The sequence below is a fragment of the Pleomorphomonas koreensis DSM 23070 genome, assembly GCF_000425185.1.
Classification (GTDB): Bacteria; Pseudomonadota; Alphaproteobacteria; order Rhizobiales; family Pleomorphomonadaceae; genus Pleomorphomonas; species Pleomorphomonas koreensis.
On sequence record NZ_AULH01000019.1, the window covers coordinates 1 to 15,998 of the forward strand.

The following is a 15,998-nucleotide window of genomic DNA, read 5'->3' on the forward strand; positions in this document are numbered from 1 at the left end:
AGCGTCGGCTGGTCGCCGGTGTAGCTGTGGATGGTCGTCATGAAGCCGGTGTCGATGCCGATGACGTCGTTCAGCACCTTGGCGACGGGCGACAGGCAGTTGGTCGTGCACGAGGCGTTCGACAGGACGATGTGGTCCTTGGTGATCTTGTCGTGGTTGACGCCGTAGACGACGGTGAGGTCGGCGCCGTCAGCGGGAGCCGAGACCAGCACGCGCTTGGCGCCGGCGGTCAGGTGCATCGACGCCTTGTCCTTGGCGGTGAAGATGCCGGTGCACTCCATCGCCACGTCGACGCCGAGGTCCTTCCACGGCAGCGTCGTCGGGTCCTTGATGGCCGTGACCTTGATCTTGCCGGTGCCGACGTCGATCCAGTCGGCGCCCGTCGTCACTTCATGCGGGAAGCGGCCGTGCACGCTGTCGAAGCGGATCAGGTGGGCGTTGGTCTCGACCGGGCCGAGGTCGTTGATGCCGACCACCTCGATGTCGTTGCGACCCGACTCGACGATCGCCCGAAGAACGTTGCGACCGATGCGACCAAAGCCGTTGATGGCGACCTTTACTGCCATTGTCTGTCTCCTGATGCTGAGGCGGGCGTCTCACCCGATCCTCGTTGGGGACGGGGACGGCCCGGCGGGTTCCGGACCGTTCCCCCGATTGTCTCAGCCGAGCTTGGCGAGGGCCAGCTCGACGATGCGGGAGGCGGAGATGCCGAACTTTTCGTAGAGCAGCTCGATCGGCGCCGAGGCGCCGAAGCCGGTCATGCCGACGAAGATGCCGTCCGAGCCGATGATCTCGTCCCAGCCCATGCGCAGGGCGGCCTCGACGCCGACCTTCACCTTGGCGACGCCGATCACCTCGGCGCGGTAGGCGTCCGACTGGGCGCGGAAGGTCTCGAAGCTCGGCACCGACACGACGCGCGCCGGATGGCCGGCCGCGTCGAGCAGCTTCTTGGCGTCGAGGGCGATGGCGACCTCCGAACCGGTGGCGAAGATCGACACTTCCGGCAGGCCGTCGGCGGCGGCGACCTCATAGGCGCCCTTGGCGACCTTGTTGTCGGCGCTGACCTCGAAGCGGATGGCCGGCAGGTTCTGGCGCGACAGCGCCAGCGTCGTCGGGCCCTTCCTGTGGGTGAGCGCGAACTCCCAGGCCTCGGCCGTCTCGTAGGCGTCGGCCGGCCGGATCACCGTCATGTTGGGGATGGCGCGCAGCGACGGCAGATGCTCGATCGGCTGATGCGTCGGGCCGTCCTCGCCGAGACCGATGGAGTCATGGGTCATGACGTAGACGACGCGCTGGTGCATCAGCGCCGACAGGCGCATGGCCGGGCGGGCGTAGTCGGAGAACACCAGGAAGGTGCCGCCGTAGGGGATGAAGCCGCCGTGCAGGGCGATGCCGTTCATGGCGGCGCCCATGCCGAACTCGCGGATGCCGTAGTGGATGTAGCTGCCCTTGTAGTCGGGTGCCTTCACCGCCTGCTGACCCTTGGTCTTGGTCAGGTTGGAGCCGGTGAGGTCGGCCGAGCCGCCGGCCATCTCGGGCACCACCGGGTTGATCACCTCGAGCGCCATCTCGGACGCCTTGCGCGAGGCGACCTTCGGCAGCTCGGCGACCAGCTTGGCCTTGTAGGCGGCCATGGCGTCGAAGAATGCGGCCGGCAGGTCGCCGGCGATGCGACGGTCGAACTCGGCGCGCGTCGCGGCGTCGAGGGCCTGGTAGCGGGCGATCCAGGCGGCGCGGTCCTTGCCGGCGCGCTTGCCGGCGGCACGCCAGTCGGCGAGGATCTCGGCCGGAATCTCGAAGGGCGCATAGGGCCAGCCGAGCTTGGCGCGGGCGCCGGCGATCTCCTCGGCGCCGAGCGGGGCGCCGTGGACGGCGTGGGTGCCGGCCTTGGTCGGCGCGCCGAAGCCGATGGTCGTCTTGGCGGCGATCAGCACCGGCTTGTCGGAGGTCTTGGCGCGTTCGAGGGCGGCGAGGATGGCTGCCGGATCATGGCCGTCGACGGCGTCGGTGTTCCAGCCGGCGGCGCGGAAGCGGGCCGGGATGTCGCCGCTCTCGGACACCGAGATCGGGCCGTCGATGGAGATGCCGTTGTCGTCCCAGATCAGGCAGAGCTTGTTCAGCCTGAGATGGCCGGCCAGCGAGATCGCCTCGTGGCTGATGCCCTCCATGATGCAGCCGTCGCCGGCCAGCACGTAGGTGCGGTGATCGACCAGATCATCGCCGAACTGGGCGTTCAGCATGCGCTCGGCGAGCGCGAAGCCGACCGACATAGCAAGGCCCTGGCCGAGCGGGCCGGTGGTGGTCTCGATGCCCTGGGCGTAACCGTATTCGGGATGACCGGCGCACTTGGAGCCCCACTGACGGAAGCTCTTGAGGTCGTCCATGCTGACATCCTCGACACCGATCAGGTGGAGGACCGAATAGAGCAGCATTGAGCCGTGGCCGGCCGACAGAATGAAGCGGTCGCGGTCGGGCCAGGACGGCGCGGCAGCGTCGAACTTCAGCACGTCGCCGAAAAGAACAGTGGCGATATCGGCCGTGCCCATCGGCATGCCGGGGTGGCCGGACTTGGCCTTTTCGACAGCATCCATCGCAAGAGCGCGGATGGCGTTGGCCATATTCTTGTACCGGGCGGAGTCAGTCATTGTTATTTCCTGACGGGATTTGGCCGGAATCTCCTTGGGCGGGCCGAACGACGGACAAATACGTATCTTCCGGCAGACACGCCACGCCATTACGTCTTTCGGCTAAAGCGGCCGATCAATAGCAGGGCGGTACTATCTGTCAATGACAACCGGCCGCAGCCACGGCGCTTGCGGGCCAAAAAATGGAAAAGCTGGTATTTTCCCAGATCGCCCCCAAACGGACCGTTGTCACGTCTCACCGTTTATGGCAACCAGACCAGACAAGCGATGAGTTCTCCGGACGATTTTCCCGTCGCACCGGTGGAGCATCCGGAGGCGGTCATGGCCGGAGCGGCGTCGTTGGACGCGGCCTTTGAAAGGCTCGACCAGGCGCTCGGGCGCCTGGAACTTGCGGTGGAGCGGCGCCTTGCCGGCGAGCGCACCATTTCCGGCCTGGAGGACGAGCTGTTCCGCCTCGGGGAGGACCGGTCGCGCCTTGCCGGCGACCTCGACGACGCGCTCGCCAAGGCCGGCCGGCTGGAGGACGCCAACCGCGAGGTGTCGCGCCGTCTCGTCGCCGCCATGGAGTCGATCCGCTCCGTCCTCGATACCCACGGAGGCTGATCCCTTGTCCCAGGTGACGGTGACGATTGCCGGCAAGACCTACCGCATGGCCTGCGACGACGGCCAGGAGGAGCACCTCTACGGCCTCGCCAGCCGGCTCGACGCCATCCTCAACGAAATCCGCGGCGTGTTCGGCGAGATCGGCGACCAGCGGCTGACCGTGATGAGCGCCATCACCGTGCTCGACCAGCTGTCGGAGACCGAGCGCAAGCTGAAGGGCCTCGAAGCCGAGGTGCGGTCGCTGCGGGAGAGTCGCGACGCGCTGCTGGAGCGGCAGGGCGAGGTGGAGCGCCGCCTGGCCGAGAAGGTGGTCGAGGCGGCCGCCCGCATCGAGGCCGCGGCCGAGAAGATGATCTGAGCGAAATCCGTCGCGGCGGGGAACCGGCGGCATTGGGCTTTCGTCTACTGGTAGCGGCGGCGAAATCAGAGCACCTTCAAGGAGAAGGGGCGGTGCCCATGCGGGACGCGCAGGGCTGATGCGGCGAAAGCACCGTTGCCTCGCTACGGATAATTCCATATATGGAGCCCGACAGGATTTTTCAGGGGAGTTTCATGGCCAGTTACGAGCCGACAGCGGACAATCGCGGCCTCAGCGCCTGGGTGGTGTTGGCCGTCATGGTCGTGGTCCTGGTGATCGGCATAGGGGCGGTGGCGCTGTTCGGCTACCCCGCCCTGATCGTGCTTGCCCTGGCCGGAACGGCAGGGATGCTCGTCATCCTGGTTGCCATCTCGGCCGGACGGTAACGGCTACTGCGATCCGCGCAGCGACTGGGCGGCAGGTCTTCCTGCCGCCCTTCTTTTTTGTTCGCCGTCCGTCTGCCGACCACCGCATTTTTTGTCCGCCGGGCCCCCCTTTGCCGGAGCGGCGGTCTCGCCTATATAGGGAGCGTGGCGTGACTGCGCTTCCCGTTAGGAATCAATATCCCCGGGGCCTTAATGATCCTGAAGGGAGCTGTCCCCGCCCGGACTCGAGGGTTCGGGCAAACGGCGCCCACCTACGTTGTAGGTTTCCCGGGATCGCACTTCCGACGGTCGTTCGCGGGCGCCACACTTTCTTTCCCCCGTTCATGCAGCCGGGAGGCCGCCATTTCCATCGATGCCGCCTCCGACCTCTCCCGTGCGCTTGTCGCCGCCGAGAAGGCGCGCGTCAGGAAGCTGGCGCTCAGCCGTCGCGATGGCCTGTCCGAAGCAGTGCGCGCCGAGGGATCGGCGGCGATCTCCGGTGCCGTGCTGGCGCTCGATCTCGCCGCCAGCGCGGCGGTATCGGCCTTTCTGCCGATCCTCAGCGAGGTGGATCTCTCCGAGGCCATCGCGGCGCTCGACGGCCGCGGCCATCCGGTGGGGCTGCCGGTGATGGTGGAGGCGGGGCTGGTGTTCCGCCGCTATCGGCCGGGCGAACCGCTGGCGCCGCTCGGCTTCGGCACGCGCGGTCCGGGACCGGAGGCTCCGGAAATCCTGCCCGACGCGCTGTTGATGCCGCTCTCCGCCTTCGACCGCCAGGGCGGGCGGGCCGGCTACGGCCGCGGCTTCTACGACCGCGCTGTGGCCGGTCTCAGGGCAATGGGACGCTTTCCCCGCTTGATCGGCATTGCCTTCTCGGTGCAGGAAGTGGCGGCGGTGCCGATGGAGCCCCATGACGCGCCGCTCGACATGATCGTTACCGAGCGCGACGTCTTCCGCTTCGCCCGGTGAACCTGGACTATCGGGGAGGACGCCGGACAATGCGCCTGCTGTTCGTGGGAGACGTGGTCGGCCGCTCGGGCCGCAATGCCATTTCCGACATCCTGCCGGGGCTGATCGCCGACTACGGGCTCGACTTCGTGGTGGTCAACGGCGAGAACGCCGCCGGCGGCTTCGGCATCACCGAGGAGATCTGCCGCGACTTCCTCGACGCCGGCGCCGACGTGGTCACCAGCGGCAATCACGCCTGGGACCAGCGCGAGGCGCTGGTGTTCATCGAGCGGCAGCCGCAGCTTCTCCGTCCCGCCAACTATCCGGCCGGCACGCCGGGGCGCGGCGCCACCGTCGGCATCGCCCGCAACGGCGCCCGCGTGCTGGTGGTCAACGTCATGGGCCGCGTCTATATGGACGCGCTCGACGATCCCTTCGCCGCCGTCGATCGCGAGCTTGCCGCCTGTCCGCTCGGCGACATGGCCGACGCCGTGCTGATCGACATGCACGCCGAGGCGACATCCGAGAAGCAGGCGATGGGCCACCATCTCGACGGCCGCGCCTCGCTGGTGGTCGGCACCCACACCCACGTGCCGACCGCCGACCATCAGATCCTCGACGGCGGCACCGCCTACCTCTCCGACGCCGGCATGACCGGCGACTACGACAGCGTGCTCGGCATGGACAAGGACGAGCCGATCAACCGCTTCCTGCGCAAGATCCCGACGGCCCGCTTCCAGCCGGCGCTCGGCGAGCCGACGCTGTGCGGCGTCGCCGTCGACGTCAGCGACGTCACCGGCCTGGCCGAGGCGATCGGCCCGGTGCGGATCGGCGGCCGCCTCGCCGAGGCGCTGCCGACGTTTTGGTGACGGCCCCGGCTGGATTCGGGGCCAACAAACGCCTATAAGGCGGCCCATTCGTGGATATGTGCCGTGATCGATGGTCGCGGGAGGCGCGCCGCGCCCCGCGCCCTTTCGCGGTTGCCAAGAGGAGGCACTATGGCCGGTCATTCACAATTCAAGAACATCATGCACCGCAAGGGTGCGCAGGACGCCAAGCGGTCGAAGATCTTCGCCAAGCTGGCGCGCGAAGTCACCGTGGCGGCCAAGATCGGCGGCATGGATCCGGCGATGAACGCCCGCCTGCGTCTCGCCATCCTCAATGCCCGCGCCGAGAACATGCCCAAGGACAATATCGACCGGGCGGTCAAGAAGGCGGCCGGCGCCGACACGGAGAACTTCGACGAGGTGCGCTACGAGGGCTACGGTCCGGGCGGCACCGCCGTCATCGTCGAGGCGCTGACCGACAACCGCAACCGCACCGCCTCGGTGGTGCGCTCGATCTTCACCAAGGCCGGCGGCGCGCTGGGCGAGACCGGCTCGGTCGGCTTCATGTTCGACCGGCTCGGCGAGATCAGCTATCCGCTGTCGGCCGGTTCCAACGACGCCCTGGTGGAAGCCGCCATCGAGGCCGGCGCCGACGACGTCGAGTCCGACGAGGAAGGCCACTTCATCTACTGCGCCTTCGAGGCGCTGAACGACGTGAACAAGGCACTGGAAGCCTCGCTTGGCGCTGCCCAGTCCATCAAGATCATCTGGAAGCCGAAAACCATGTCGCCGCTCGACGAGGAGAAGGCGCAGAGCCTGATGAAGATGGTCGACCTGCTCGAAGACGACGACGACGTGCAGAACGTCTACACCAACATGGAAGTCTCCGACGAGGTGGCGGCCAAGCTGGCCGGCTGATCCCGGCTCGTCGGCGGAATTTAGCGCCCGCTGCCGCCTTCGGGGGGGGGGCGGCGGGCGTTTTCGTCTCGGCGTTGCTCCATATAAGCCTCGTGCCCTTTCGGTCCGAGATCCTACGCGGAGGCGTAGTATCCCGGGCAGGACAAGGCGAGAGGCGGATAGGGGATTTCCGAACCGAATCTCCTGGGGGCGGACGTCAGAAAGCTGCTGTCATCGTTGCTGGTGCCGCAGCGGCTTGGTTCGCACCGTGCTATCCTCTCCCAGGAGGTGCGGCATGGACGAGGGACATTCCGGCGGCTGCCAGTGCGGGCGGGTGCGCTTCCGCGTCGAGGGGGCGCTCGGGCGGGCGAGCATCTGCCATTGCCGGATGTGCCAGAAGGCTTTCGGCTCGTTCTTCGCGCCGCTGGTGTCGGCGCCGGCCGGACATCTGAGCTGGACGCGCGGCGAACCGGCCTGGTTCCATAGCTCCAACAAGGTGCGGCGCGGCTTCTGTTCGGCCTGCGGCACGCCGCTTGCCTACGACTGGGGCGGGCCGGCGCTGGAGCTCTCCATCGGCGCCTTCGACGAGCCGGAACGCATCCCGCCGACCATCCAGGTGGGGCTCGAACACCGGCTGAGCTGGTTCTCCCGCCTCGCCGGCCTGCCGACCCGGACGCCGGAGGAGCAGGCGCGGGCCGACGGCTTCTTCGCCGACATCGTTTCGCGCCAGCACCCCGACCACGACACCTGAGCGCCTTCGCCCCGACTTCACGGAAAAGTTGACCGGCCGGCCCCTAGCCAGGCCGGCCGGCCGCGGCTAGGACTGCGTGCATATACCCTGATCTCGCGATCGCCCGCCTTCGCCGCAAGGATTCCAGCCATGCCGACCCTTTTCGATCCCGTGCGCCTCGGCGCGCTCGAACTCCGCAACCGCATCGTCATGGCACCGCTGACGCGGGCGCGCGCCACCGACGGCCGCATTCCCACCGAGGTGATGCGCACGTACTACGAACAGCGGGCGTCGGCGGGCCTGATCCTCACCGAGGCGACCATCGTCACGCCGAAGGGCGCCGGCTACGCCCGCACGCCGGGCATCTACTCAGACGCCCAGGTCGAGGCATGGAAGCCGATCACCGAGACAGTGCACCGGAACGGTGGCACCATCGTCATGCAGCTCTGGCACGTCGGCCGCATCTCCGATCCGTCGCTGCTGGACGGCGATCTGCCGGTGGCGCCGAGCGCCATCCAGCCGGCCGGCCACGTCAGCCTGCTTCGGCCGATCCGCCCCTATCCGACGCCGCGCGCCCTCGATATCTCCGAGATTCCGGCCATCATCGAGGCCTATCGGAGGGGTGCCGAGAACGCCAAGAAGGCCGGTTTCGACGGCGTCGAGATTCACGGCGCCAACGGCTACCTGCTCGACCAGTTCCTGCAGGACAAGACCAACACGCGCACCGACGCCTACGGCGGCCCGATCGAGAACCGCGCCCGGCTGATGCTGGAGGCGGTGGACGCGGCGATCTCCGTGTGGGGCGCCAGCCGCGTCGGTCTGCATCTCGCCCCGCGCGGCGACAGCCACGACATGGGCGACAGCGACCCCAGGGCCACCTTCGGCCACGTCGCCCGCGAGGCGGGCCGGCGCGGCCTCGCCTTCATCTTCACCCGCGAGCATCTGGGGCCGGATCGCCTGACGCCGTACCTCAAGGAGGCGTTCGGCGGCGCGTTGATCGCCAACGAGGGCTTCTCCGTCGAGGAGGCGGCCGCCGAGGTGGCGGCCGGCCGGGCCGACGCCGTCGCCTGGGGCAAGGAATTCATCGCCAATCCCGATCTCGTCGAGCGCTTCCGGGCCGGCTCGGTTCGCAATCGGCTGGTGCCGGAGACCATCTACGCCGACGGCGCCACCGGCTACACCGACTATCCGGCGCTCGATGCCGCCGTCGCCTGATCGGGCGCTGTCAATGAAGGCGAACGCCCCGCGGCGGCACCGTCGCGGGGCGTTCGTTTCAGCCGGCGGCGGTCAGGATGGCCTGCCGATCTCCCATGCCGGCGAGATCGAGCCGGACGCTCTGCCCGTCGCGCGGCGGCCGTTTCAGCGCGTTGCCGCCGCCGGCGGCCTCAAGCCGGCCCGTGTCCATCAGGTCGCCGATGCGGCTGCGGCTGAGGCCGAGGCCGGTCGCCAGCAGGCGATCGAGACGCAGGCCGACAGGATGGGGCACCGCGAGGATGATATCGACGCCCGTCGCGCCGGCATCGCCGCCGGTCACCACCTTCTCGACATCCACCCGGCCGGATTGCAGGATCACCGGCGTCTTGCGGCGGAGGGCGGCAAGGTCGAAGGCGAGGCGGCGGACGAAGGCGGCGTCGCCCGATCTCAACGCGGCGAGATCGCCCGGCGGTACGCCGGCCGCCAGGCGGCGCTCGATGATCGGCCGGTTCCAGGTGCGGTCGCAACCGTCGCACTTGTAGATCAGCCAGGCATCGAGCCGCTTGCCGTTGGCGTTGAGGCGGATCTTGCCGCTTGAATGGAATGGACGGTCGCCGCCGCAGGCCGGGCAGGCGAAGACGGGGCGGGGACAGTCGCGCGCGACGACGGTCCAGCGGACGGACAGGCGGTCGGACATGCCGGGGTCTTCCTGTGAAGGAAGTCCAGCGGCGTGGCGGACGAGGCCCGGCGAGGCGGGCGCGGCTTGGCGGATGCGCGGATCAGGTCAGGTGGCGTGCGGCGGGGCGCCGACGGCGGCAAGGCCAGGCCGGTCTCGATCCGCCACCCGATGGACATGATAAGCCGTTCGGAAGCCGGAGCTTCCGATGAAGCGGGTGCTGCAGGACGAGACCGGCATTACGACGGCAAGGCGATGCCTCTTCATGGCCATTCAAACCGAGGGATCGATAGCATGGCCGGCGTCGGGTGCAACCGCAAAGCCGGACGGGTGTCCGTCCGGTTCGGGCCTGTTGCGCGGACGCCACGATGGGAATAGCCGTCCGATCCATCTGTACAAACCATGAACGTCTGGATAGCGTGCCGTCATGACCAATGTCACGCGAATCATCGGCATCGATCCCGGCCTCCGGCGCACCGGCTGGGGCGTCATCGACAGCCTCGGCAACTCGGTGCGCTTCGTCGCCTCGGGCTCCGTCACCTCGGACGGCGACCTCGACCTCGCCTCGCGCCTGGTGCAGATCCACGATGGCCTCGACGCCGTGCTGCACGAGTTCCAGCCCGACGAGGCGGCCATCGAACAGACCTTTGTCAACAAGGACGCCGGCGCCACGCTGAAGCTCGGCCAGGCGCGCGGCGTGGCGCTGCTGGCACCGGCCCGGCGCGGCCTGCCGGTGGCCGAATACGCGCCCAACGCGGTGAAGAAGGCGATCGTCGGCGCCGGCCACGCCGAGAAGGGGCAGATCCGCGTCATGGTCAAGGTGCTGATGCCCAAGGCGACCTTCGAGACCGACGATGCCGCCGACGCGCTGGCCATCGCGCTGACGCACGCCCATCATCGCGGCTCGGCGGTGGGGCGGTTGATGCGGGCGGCGGCCGGCTGACGGGGAGGGGATGATGATCGGCAAGCTCAAGGGCGTGGTGGACAGCTTCAGCGACGACTGGATGATCCTCGACGTCCACGGCGTCGGCTACCAGGTCTATTGCTCGGCGCGGACGCTGCAAAGGCTGCCCAAGGCCGGCGAGGCGGCGACGCTGTCCATCGAGACTATGGTGCGCGAGGACATGATCCGCCTCTACGGCTTCTCCAACGACATCGAGCGCGAGTGGTTCCGCCTGCTGATGACCGTGCAGGGCGTTGGCGCCAAGGTGGCGCTCGGCGTGCTGTCGGTGCTGGATCCGGGGCAGCTCGCCACCGCCATCGCCATGCGCGACCTCACGGCCATCTCACGAGCGCCGGGCGTCGGCAAACGCGTGGCCGAGCGCATCGCCAGCGAACTCAAGGACAAGGCGCCGGCCTTTGCCGACGCCGACCCTTCAGTGATCCGCATTGCCGCCGACGTCGCCGAGGCGCGCGTCTCCGGGCCGGTGGCCGAGGCGGTGTCGGCGCTGGTCAACCTCGGCTATGCGCAGTTGCAGGCGGCGGCGGCGGTGCAGGCGGCGGCCAAGGCGGCCGGCGCCGAGGCGACCACCACGCAGCTGATCCGCCAGGGCCTCAGGGAACTGGCGCGCTGACGCTTCCGGCGGCAGCGGCGTATCCCATATCAAGAAGAGGCCGGCCCCGTGGCCGGCAGCTACACGGCTTTCGGGGGAGGAATCCATGTCCGACGACATCATCACAACGGGCAATGTCGCGGTGATCACCGGCGCGGCGCGCGGCATCGGCCGGGCGGCGGCGCTGCGCCTTGCCGGGCGCGGCATGCGGCTGGTGCTGGCCGACGTGCTGGCGGACGAACTCGACGACGCGGCGGCGGCGGCCAGGGCGGCCGGTGCCCGCGAGGCGATCGCCGTGCCGACCGACGTTGGCGACAAGGCGGCGGTCGAGGCGCTGGCCGATGCCGCCTTCGGCCGGTTCGGCGGCGTCGACGTGCTGATGAACAACGCCGCCATCGGCACCGGCGGCGGCACCTTCGAGAACTACGGCGACTGGCGGAAGCTGTTCGACGTCAATTTCTGGGGCGTCGTCAACGGCGTTCAGACCTTCGTGCCGAGGATGGTCGAGGCCGGCCGGCCCGGCTACGTCATCAACACCGGCTCCAAGCAGGGCATCACCACGCCGCCGGGCAACGCCGCCTACAACGCTTCCAAGGCGGCGGTGAAGGTGGTGACCGAGCAACTCGCCTACGAGCTGCGCGGCCGCGGCGGTCGGCTGTCGGCGCATCTGCTGATCCCCGGCTGGACGTTCACCGGCCTCACCGCCGCCGACCCCAAGGCCGAGAAGCCGGCCGGAGCCTGGCACGCCGACGAGGTGGTCGACTTCATGCTGTCGGCGCTAGAGAAGGGCGACTTCTACATCCTCTGCCCGGACAACGAGACGCCGCGCTCCCTCGACGAGAAGCGCATGGCCTGGGCGATGGGCGACATCATCCACGACCGGCCGGCGCTGTCGCGCTGGCATCCGGATTTCAAGGACGCCTTCGACCGCTTCGTCGGGGAGTGATGCGGCTCACTTGGTCCCGGCGCGCGCTGGCGTCCATGGCGGACCATGGCCGCCGGCGACTCGCCATGACTCCGCCTGAGTCGCGATGAACCCGCATGGACTCGGTCGGGTTGCCGGACGAGGCGCGGAGGGGCGGCCGGCCGGGATCTCCTGGCCGCCGGGGAATCGTCATGACTCCACCTGAGTCACGATGACCCCGCATGGACTCGGATGAGTCGCCGGAACGAGACTGTGGCAGAGATCAGTCGGAGAGCTTCTGGCCGCCGGCGGCCAGCACCTCGACGTCGGCGTTCTCGCCGGACACCACGGTGACGACGCGCTGGAACTGGCCGTCCTCGTGGTTGGCGATGACGGTGTAGTCGCCCTCGGCCAGCACGAAGGAAGGGAAGGCGCCGACGCCGGAGGTGACGAGGTCGCCGGCCTGGGTCAGGATCGACCAGCGGGTGTCGGCGATCGCCTCGCCGCCTTCGCTGCTCACCAGCTTCAGGGTGATCTTGGCGGCCTTCTCGGTCAGCGTGACGTCGGAGAGCTTGCCGGCCTTGACGTCGATGTCGGCGGTGGTGCGGGCGTTGGCGTCGCCGTAGCTGGCCACCACGCTATAGGTCTTGGCCGGCAGGCGGACGATCTGCCCCGGCGCGACGTCGAGGGCGACCGCCTTCGGCTCACCGTGCGAATCCAGCTCCTGCGAGAAGATGTCGAAGCTGAGGTCGTCCTTGCCGATCGGCGGCCGGTCCTTGGCGGTGACGGCGCTGAGGCGGACGCCGCCGGCGTTGAGCACCACCGAATCGGCCTTGAGGCCGGTGCCAACCGTCACATGCGCGGTGGTGCCGGCATAGCCGAAGCCGCAATAGACGAAGTAGCCGCCCGGCTTCAGCGTGAAGTCGGCCGAGCCGCCGTGCCGTTCGGCCACCAGCTCGCGGCTGCCGTCCGGCCCCTGCGCCTCGGCGAAGATGCGCCAGACGACGCCGGCGCCGATCGGCGGACCGTCGGGGGTGAGGCGCGCCGTCAGCGACAGCGTCGCCGTGTCGCGCGGCGCGACGGTGGCCAGCGGCTTATTTTCGATAGCCGGCGCGGTGCTCGGGGCATAGGGCGTCGCCGCCTCGGGCAACGGCTGCGGGCCGGCGTCGGGCGGCATCAGCTGGAGCGGCCCCGATCCGGGCTGCATGAAGCCGGGCATCGGCTGGTCGCCGGGGCCGCCGGGCGGCGCGTCCTGGGCGAGGGCCGGAACGGCCATCAACGCGAGAACAACAAAGGTCCACCGGATCGAGGTGGCTTGCCGCGTCATGCCCTGCCGTCTCCCTTCGGCCATCGTCATCATGACCGCCAGTCTTGGCCGATCATCGTGTTCATTTCAAGTCCGGCGGCCCGGCGGGCCACCGGCCGTGCCATAGGTATTTCAATATACAGGGAAAGCGGATATGCCGGTCTCACCGCAACTCAGAGCGGCGGACGCCCGGAGGCATCCGGGCTGCCGCTCCCGTCTTTTGTCGACGCATCGGATCCTGCCCGTCCGATGCTTCAGTCCGGAGCCGATGCCCCATGAACCCGACGCTTGATCTGCTGCTTACCCGCCGCTCCGTAGCGGCCGCCCTGCTTGTTGCTCCCGGCCCCGATGCCGAGCAGCTTCAGACGCTGCTCACCATTGCCTCGCGGGTGCCCGACCATGGCAAGCTGGCGCCCTGGCGGTTCATCGTCTTCGAGGGCGAGAGCCGGGTGGAGGCCGGACGACGCCTTGCGGCGATCGCCGCTGCGCGCCAGCCGGACATCTCCGAGGCGCGGCTGGAGGAGGAGCGGCAGCGCTTTGCCAAGGCGCCGCTGGTAATCGCCGTGGTCGGCCGCGCCGCCGAGCACGTCAAGATCCCGGTGATCGAGCAGATTTACTCGGCCGGCGCCGTCTGCCTCAACCTGGAGATCGCCGCCCACGCCATGGGTTTCGGCGCCTGCTGGCTGACCGAATGGCCGGCCTACGACGCCGAGGCGCGCGCCGCCCTCGGCCTCACCGACGCCGAGACCATCGTCGGCTTCATTCACATCGGCACGCCCACCCTCAAGCCGGCCGATCGGCCGCGGCCGGCGCTGGAGGATATCGTCAGCCGCTTCGGCGATTGACGGCCGGCGCGGCGGGCAGGGGATGACCGCCCGCAATGGAAAACGGCGCCGCGGGGAGCCGCGACGCCGTCATCGACAAGAGCGGGGCCGGATCAGCCGACGCGGCCGGCCGTGGCCAGTGCCGAGAGGCGCGGCGCCGGCTGGGCGGCGGCGGCAGCGGCCGGCACGTAGAGGCCGCGCCGTTCGGGTGCCGGCTTGAAGGCGTCGGTGAGGCCGACCACCGTCTCGGCGGCGCCGAGCACCAGGTAGCCGTCCGGCGCCATGATCTTCGAGATGCGGCCGAGGATATCGACCTTGGTCGTCTGGTCGAAGTAGATCAGCACGTTGCGGCAGAAGACGATGTCGAACTGGCCGAAGGCGGCGAAGCTCTCCAGCAGATTGAACTTCCGCCACTGCACCATGGACCGCAGCTGCGGCGAGATGGTCCAGCTCTCGCCTTGTTGCGTGAAGTATTTCAGCAGCAGCTGGATCGGCAGGCCGCGCTGCACCTCGAACTGGGTATAGGTGCCGGACCTCGCCCGCTCCAGCACCTCGTTGGAGATGTCGGTGCCGAGGATCTCGATGCGCCAGCCGGCGAGCTTGGCCTCCATTTCCTTGAGGCACATGGCGAGCGTGTAGGGCTCCTGGCCGGTGGAAGCGGCGGCGCACCAGATGCGGATCTTCTTCTGCGAGGCGCGCGACTTCAACAGTTCCGGCATCATCACCTGGGTGAAGTGCTCGAAGGGCGTCTTGTCGCGGTAGAAGAAGCTCTCGTTGGTGGTCATCGCCTCGACGACCGCCTCGGCCAGCGCCGTCTCGCGCGGCTCCTTCAGCTTGGCGACCAGCGCGGCGATCGATTGCAGGCCGGTCTTGCGGGCGACCGGCAACAGGCGGCTCTCGATCAGATACTGCTTCTCGTTCGACAGGACGAGTCCGGACCGGCTCTTGAGGAACTGGCGCAGATAGTCGTACTCGGCCGGGTTCATGGGCGGCCTCCGAGGAGGATCTTGGACACCTTGCGGCCGATGTCGTGCAGCGGCAGAACGTCGGAGCACATCCCGGTATGGGCGGCGGCGCCGGGCATGCCCCAGACCACCGAGCTTTCCTCATCCTGGGCGATGGTGCTGCCGCCGACTTCGCCGATGCGGCGCACGCCCTCGGCGCCGTCCGCGCCCATGCCGGTGAGGACGACGGCCAGCGTCGCCGTGCCGTAGATGTCGACCACCGACTTGAACAGCGGGTCGACGGCCGGCTTGCAGAAGTTGACCGGCGGCGCGTCGCTGAGCCTCACCACCACGTCGTTGCCGTTCTTGGCCAGCAGCATGTGCTTGCCGCCGGGCGCCACGTAGATGCGGCCGGGCTGGATCACCTCGCCGTCGCGGCCCTCGGCGGCCGGCCGGCCGGCTGCCTTGGTGATGTGCTCGGCGAGAATGGCGGTGAAGGTGGGCGGCATGTGCTGGGTCAGCACCACCGGCACCATGCCGATGGCCGAGCCGATCTCGCCGAACAGCGTGTTGAGGGCCTGCGGCCCGCCGGTGGACGAACCGATGGTCAGGATGCGCGGCCGCGCCGACGAATAGGGGCGGATGGTGAAGCTCGACGGGCGGGAGGCCCGGAGCGCGCCGTGGGGGGCGGGCGGGGCACCGGCGCCCTGCGGCAGGCGCGACGCCGGCCGGCCGGCCGGCGCATGGCCGGGCAGGCCGCGGCTCCTCGCCCGCTGGCCGAGGTTGGTGACCTTCTCGATCAGCTCGCGGCGGAATTCGGCCGACGTGGTGACGCCGGAATTGGATTCGGGCTTCGGCACATAGTCGGCGGCGCCGAGCGACAGGGCCTTCAGCGAGATCTCGGCGTTGCGGCGGGTCAGCGTCGAGGCGACGACGACGACGAGGTTCTTCTTCTTCTCGATCAGGAGGGGCAGGGCGGTGAGACCGTCCATGTCCGGCATCTCGATGTCGAGGATGACCACGTCCGGGTTGGAGCGCAGCACGTCGTCGACGGCGAGGCGGCCATTGCGGTGGCTGGCCACCACGGCGAGGCCCGGCTCCTCGTCGAGCCAGCGGCCGAGAAGGCCGCGAATGACCACGGAATCATCGACGACCATCACGCGGATGGGATCGGTGACGGCTCCGGAAGAAGAAGGCGCGCGGGCGATGGCCGACATTCAATCG

At 68.9% G+C, this 15,998-nt stretch carries 18 protein-coding genes and 1 other RNA gene; 13 read left to right on the forward strand and 6 right to left on the reverse strand.

Translation table 11 applies throughout. From position 1 onward, the window contains the following. Positions 1 to 566, reverse strand: a 566-nt coding sequence (locus H512_RS0115955; protein WP_026783495.1) for a type I glyceraldehyde-3-phosphate dehydrogenase, incomplete at its 3' end; no start/stop codon positions are given. A 93-nt stretch (positions 567 to 659) separates the two neighbouring features. After that, positions 660 to 2,645, reverse strand: coding sequence for a transketolase (gene tkt / locus H512_RS0115960; RefSeq protein WP_026784298.1), 1,986 nt, complete (start codon positions 2,643 to 2,645; stop codon positions 660 to 662). Positions 2,646 to 2,912: 267 nt separating this feature from the next. Here tkt and H512_RS0115965 point away from each other — a divergent pair, with 267 nt between their 5' ends. From H512_RS0115965 to H512_RS0116000, 9 genes are all read left to right on the forward strand, one after another. Further along, entirely contained in the window at positions 2,913 to 3,248 is a 336-nt protein-coding gene (locus H512_RS0115965; RefSeq protein WP_342663969.1) for a DUF4164 domain-containing protein, read from the forward strand. Positions 3,249 to 3,252: 4 nt separating this feature from the next. After that, positions 3,253 to 3,606 carry a cell division protein ZapA gene (locus H512_RS0115970; protein ID WP_026784300.1) on the forward strand — a complete coding sequence of 118 codons (354 nt, stop codon included), beginning with the start codon at positions 3,253 to 3,255 and terminating at the stop codon, positions 3,604 to 3,606. 194 nt (positions 3,607 to 3,800) lie between these two features. Then, complete coding sequence (locus tag H512_RS0115975) at positions 3,801 to 3,992, forward strand: hypothetical protein (RefSeq protein ID WP_156899530.1); 192 nt, start codon at positions 3,801 to 3,803, stop codon at positions 3,990 to 3,992. 147 nt (positions 3,993 to 4,139) lie between these two features. Beyond that, positions 4,140 to 4,297: non-coding RNA, 6S RNA (gene ssrS / locus H512_RS26455), on the forward strand. Between the two features lie 43 nt (positions 4,298 to 4,340). Then, the gene (locus H512_RS0115980; RefSeq protein WP_026784302.1) at positions 4,341 to 4,940 is read left to right on the forward strand and encodes a 5-formyltetrahydrofolate cyclo-ligase; all 600 of its coding nucleotides are present in this window, start codon (positions 4,341 to 4,343) and stop codon (positions 4,938 to 4,940) included. 29 nt (positions 4,941 to 4,969) lie between these two features. Beyond that, positions 4,970 to 5,788, forward strand: a complete 819-nt coding sequence (locus tag H512_RS0115985) for a TIGR00282 family metallophosphoesterase (RefSeq protein ID WP_026784303.1) — start codon at positions 4,970 to 4,972, stop codon at positions 5,786 to 5,788. A gap of 129 nt (positions 5,789 to 5,917) precedes the next feature. Then, positions 5,918 to 6,664 carry a YebC/PmpR family DNA-binding transcriptional regulator gene (locus H512_RS0115990; protein WP_026784304.1) on the forward strand — a complete coding sequence of 249 codons (747 nt, stop codon included), beginning with the start codon at positions 5,918 to 5,920 and terminating at the stop codon, positions 6,662 to 6,664. A 274-nt stretch (positions 6,665 to 6,938) separates the two neighbouring features. Next, the gene (locus H512_RS24400) at positions 6,939 to 7,394 is read left to right on the forward strand and encodes a GFA family protein (RefSeq protein WP_036792191.1); all 456 of its coding nucleotides are present in this window, start codon (positions 6,939 to 6,941) and stop codon (positions 7,392 to 7,394) included. Positions 7,395 to 7,523: 129 nt separating this feature from the next. Then, a complete protein-coding gene (locus H512_RS0116000) occupies positions 7,524 to 8,588 on the forward strand; it encodes an alkene reductase (RefSeq protein WP_026784306.1) in 1,065 nt (354 codons plus the stop codon). A gap of 58 nt (positions 8,589 to 8,646) precedes the next feature. Here H512_RS0116000 and H512_RS0116005 read toward each other — a convergent pair whose 3' ends face one another. Next, on the reverse strand, positions 8,647 to 9,264 hold the full coding sequence (locus H512_RS0116005) for a DUF1062 domain-containing protein (RefSeq protein WP_026784307.1): 618 nt from the start codon (positions 9,262 to 9,264) through the stop codon (positions 8,647 to 8,649). Positions 9,265 to 9,670: 406 nt separating this feature from the next. Here H512_RS0116005 and ruvC point away from each other — a divergent pair, with 406 nt between their 5' ends. From ruvC to H512_RS0116020, 3 genes are all read left to right on the forward strand, one after another. Continuing rightward, positions 9,671 to 10,186 (forward strand): crossover junction endodeoxyribonuclease RuvC, encoded by a 516-nt coding sequence (gene ruvC / locus H512_RS0116010; protein ID WP_026784308.1) that lies wholly within the window; start codon positions 9,671 to 9,673, stop codon positions 10,184 to 10,186. 13 nt (positions 10,187 to 10,199) lie between these two features. Beyond that, on the forward strand, positions 10,200 to 10,817 hold the full coding sequence (gene ruvA, locus H512_RS0116015) for a Holliday junction branch migration protein RuvA (RefSeq protein WP_026784309.1): 618 nt from the start codon (positions 10,200 to 10,202) through the stop codon (positions 10,815 to 10,817). 85 nt (positions 10,818 to 10,902) lie between these two features. Next, positions 10,903 to 11,742 (forward strand): SDR family NAD(P)-dependent oxidoreductase, encoded by an 840-nt coding sequence (locus H512_RS0116020; RefSeq protein ID WP_026784310.1) that lies wholly within the window; start codon positions 10,903 to 10,905, stop codon positions 11,740 to 11,742. A gap of 241 nt (positions 11,743 to 11,983) precedes the next feature. Here H512_RS0116020 and H512_RS24405 read toward each other — a convergent pair whose 3' ends face one another. After that, a complete protein-coding gene (locus H512_RS24405; RefSeq protein ID WP_053239952.1) occupies positions 11,984 to 13,027 on the reverse strand; it encodes a hypothetical protein in 1,044 nt (347 codons plus the stop codon). A gap of 254 nt (positions 13,028 to 13,281) precedes the next feature. On the opposite strand from H512_RS24405, the gene H512_RS0116030 reads away from it, so the two are divergent. Then, complete coding sequence (locus H512_RS0116030; RefSeq protein WP_026784311.1) at positions 13,282 to 13,851, forward strand: nitroreductase family protein; 570 nt, start codon at positions 13,282 to 13,284, stop codon at positions 13,849 to 13,851. 92 nt (positions 13,852 to 13,943) lie between these two features. Here the strand turns inward: H512_RS0116030 and H512_RS0116035 are convergent, their stop codons facing one another. Next, complete coding sequence (locus tag H512_RS0116035) at positions 13,944 to 14,816, reverse strand: CheR family methyltransferase (protein WP_026784312.1); 873 nt, start codon at positions 14,814 to 14,816, stop codon at positions 13,944 to 13,946. Further along, positions 14,813 to 15,991, reverse strand: a complete 1,179-nt coding sequence (locus tag H512_RS0116040; RefSeq protein WP_026784313.1) for a protein-glutamate methylesterase/protein-glutamine glutaminase — start codon at positions 15,989 to 15,991, stop codon at positions 14,813 to 14,815. Before H512_RS0116040 ends, H512_RS0116035 begins: the two co-directional genes overlap by 4 nt. Positions 15,992 to 15,998 lie beyond the last annotated feature (7 nt).

Coding starts and splice junctions, on each gene's coding strand:
- tkt (WP_026784298.1), bottom strand. CDS start 2,645: ATGACTGACTCCGCCCGGTACAAGAATATGGCCAACGCCATCCGCGCT.
- H512_RS0115965 (WP_342663969.1), top strand. CDS start 2,913: ATGAGTTCTCCGGACGATTTTCCCGTCGCACCGGTGGAGCATCCGGAG.
- H512_RS0115975 (WP_156899530.1), top strand. CDS start 3,801: ATGGCCAGTTACGAGCCGACAGCGGACAATCGCGGCCTCAGCGCCTGG.
- H512_RS0115985 (WP_026784303.1), top strand. CDS start 4,970: ATGCGCCTGCTGTTCGTGGGAGACGTGGTCGGCCGCTCGGGCCGCAAT.
- H512_RS0115990 (WP_026784304.1), top strand. CDS start 5,918: ATGGCCGGTCATTCACAATTCAAGAACATCATGCACCGCAAGGGTGCG.
- H512_RS24400 (WP_036792191.1), top strand. CDS start 6,939: ATGGACGAGGGACATTCCGGCGGCTGCCAGTGCGGGCGGGTGCGCTTC.
- H512_RS0116000 (WP_026784306.1), top strand. CDS start 7,524: ATGCCGACCCTTTTCGATCCCGTGCGCCTCGGCGCGCTCGAACTCCGC.
- H512_RS0116005 (WP_026784307.1), bottom strand. CDS start 9,264: ATGTCCGACCGCCTGTCCGTCCGCTGGACCGTCGTCGCGCGCGACTGT.
- ruvC (WP_026784308.1), top strand. CDS start 9,671: ATGACCAATGTCACGCGAATCATCGGCATCGATCCCGGCCTCCGGCGC.
- ruvA (WP_026784309.1), top strand. CDS start 10,200: ATGATCGGCAAGCTCAAGGGCGTGGTGGACAGCTTCAGCGACGACTGG.
- H512_RS0116020 (WP_026784310.1), top strand. CDS start 10,903: ATGTCCGACGACATCATCACAACGGGCAATGTCGCGGTGATCACCGGC.
- H512_RS24405 (WP_053239952.1), bottom strand. CDS start 13,027: ATGACGCGGCAAGCCACCTCGATCCGGTGGACCTTTGTTGTTCTCGCG.
- H512_RS0116030 (WP_026784311.1), top strand. CDS start 13,282: ATGAACCCGACGCTTGATCTGCTGCTTACCCGCCGCTCCGTAGCGGCC.
- H512_RS0116035 (WP_026784312.1), bottom strand. CDS start 14,816: ATGAACCCGGCCGAGTACGACTATCTGCGCCAGTTCCTCAAGAGCCGG.
- H512_RS0116040 (WP_026784313.1), bottom strand. CDS start 15,991: ATGTCGGCCATCGCCCGCGCGCCTTCTTCTTCCGGAGCCGTCACCGAT.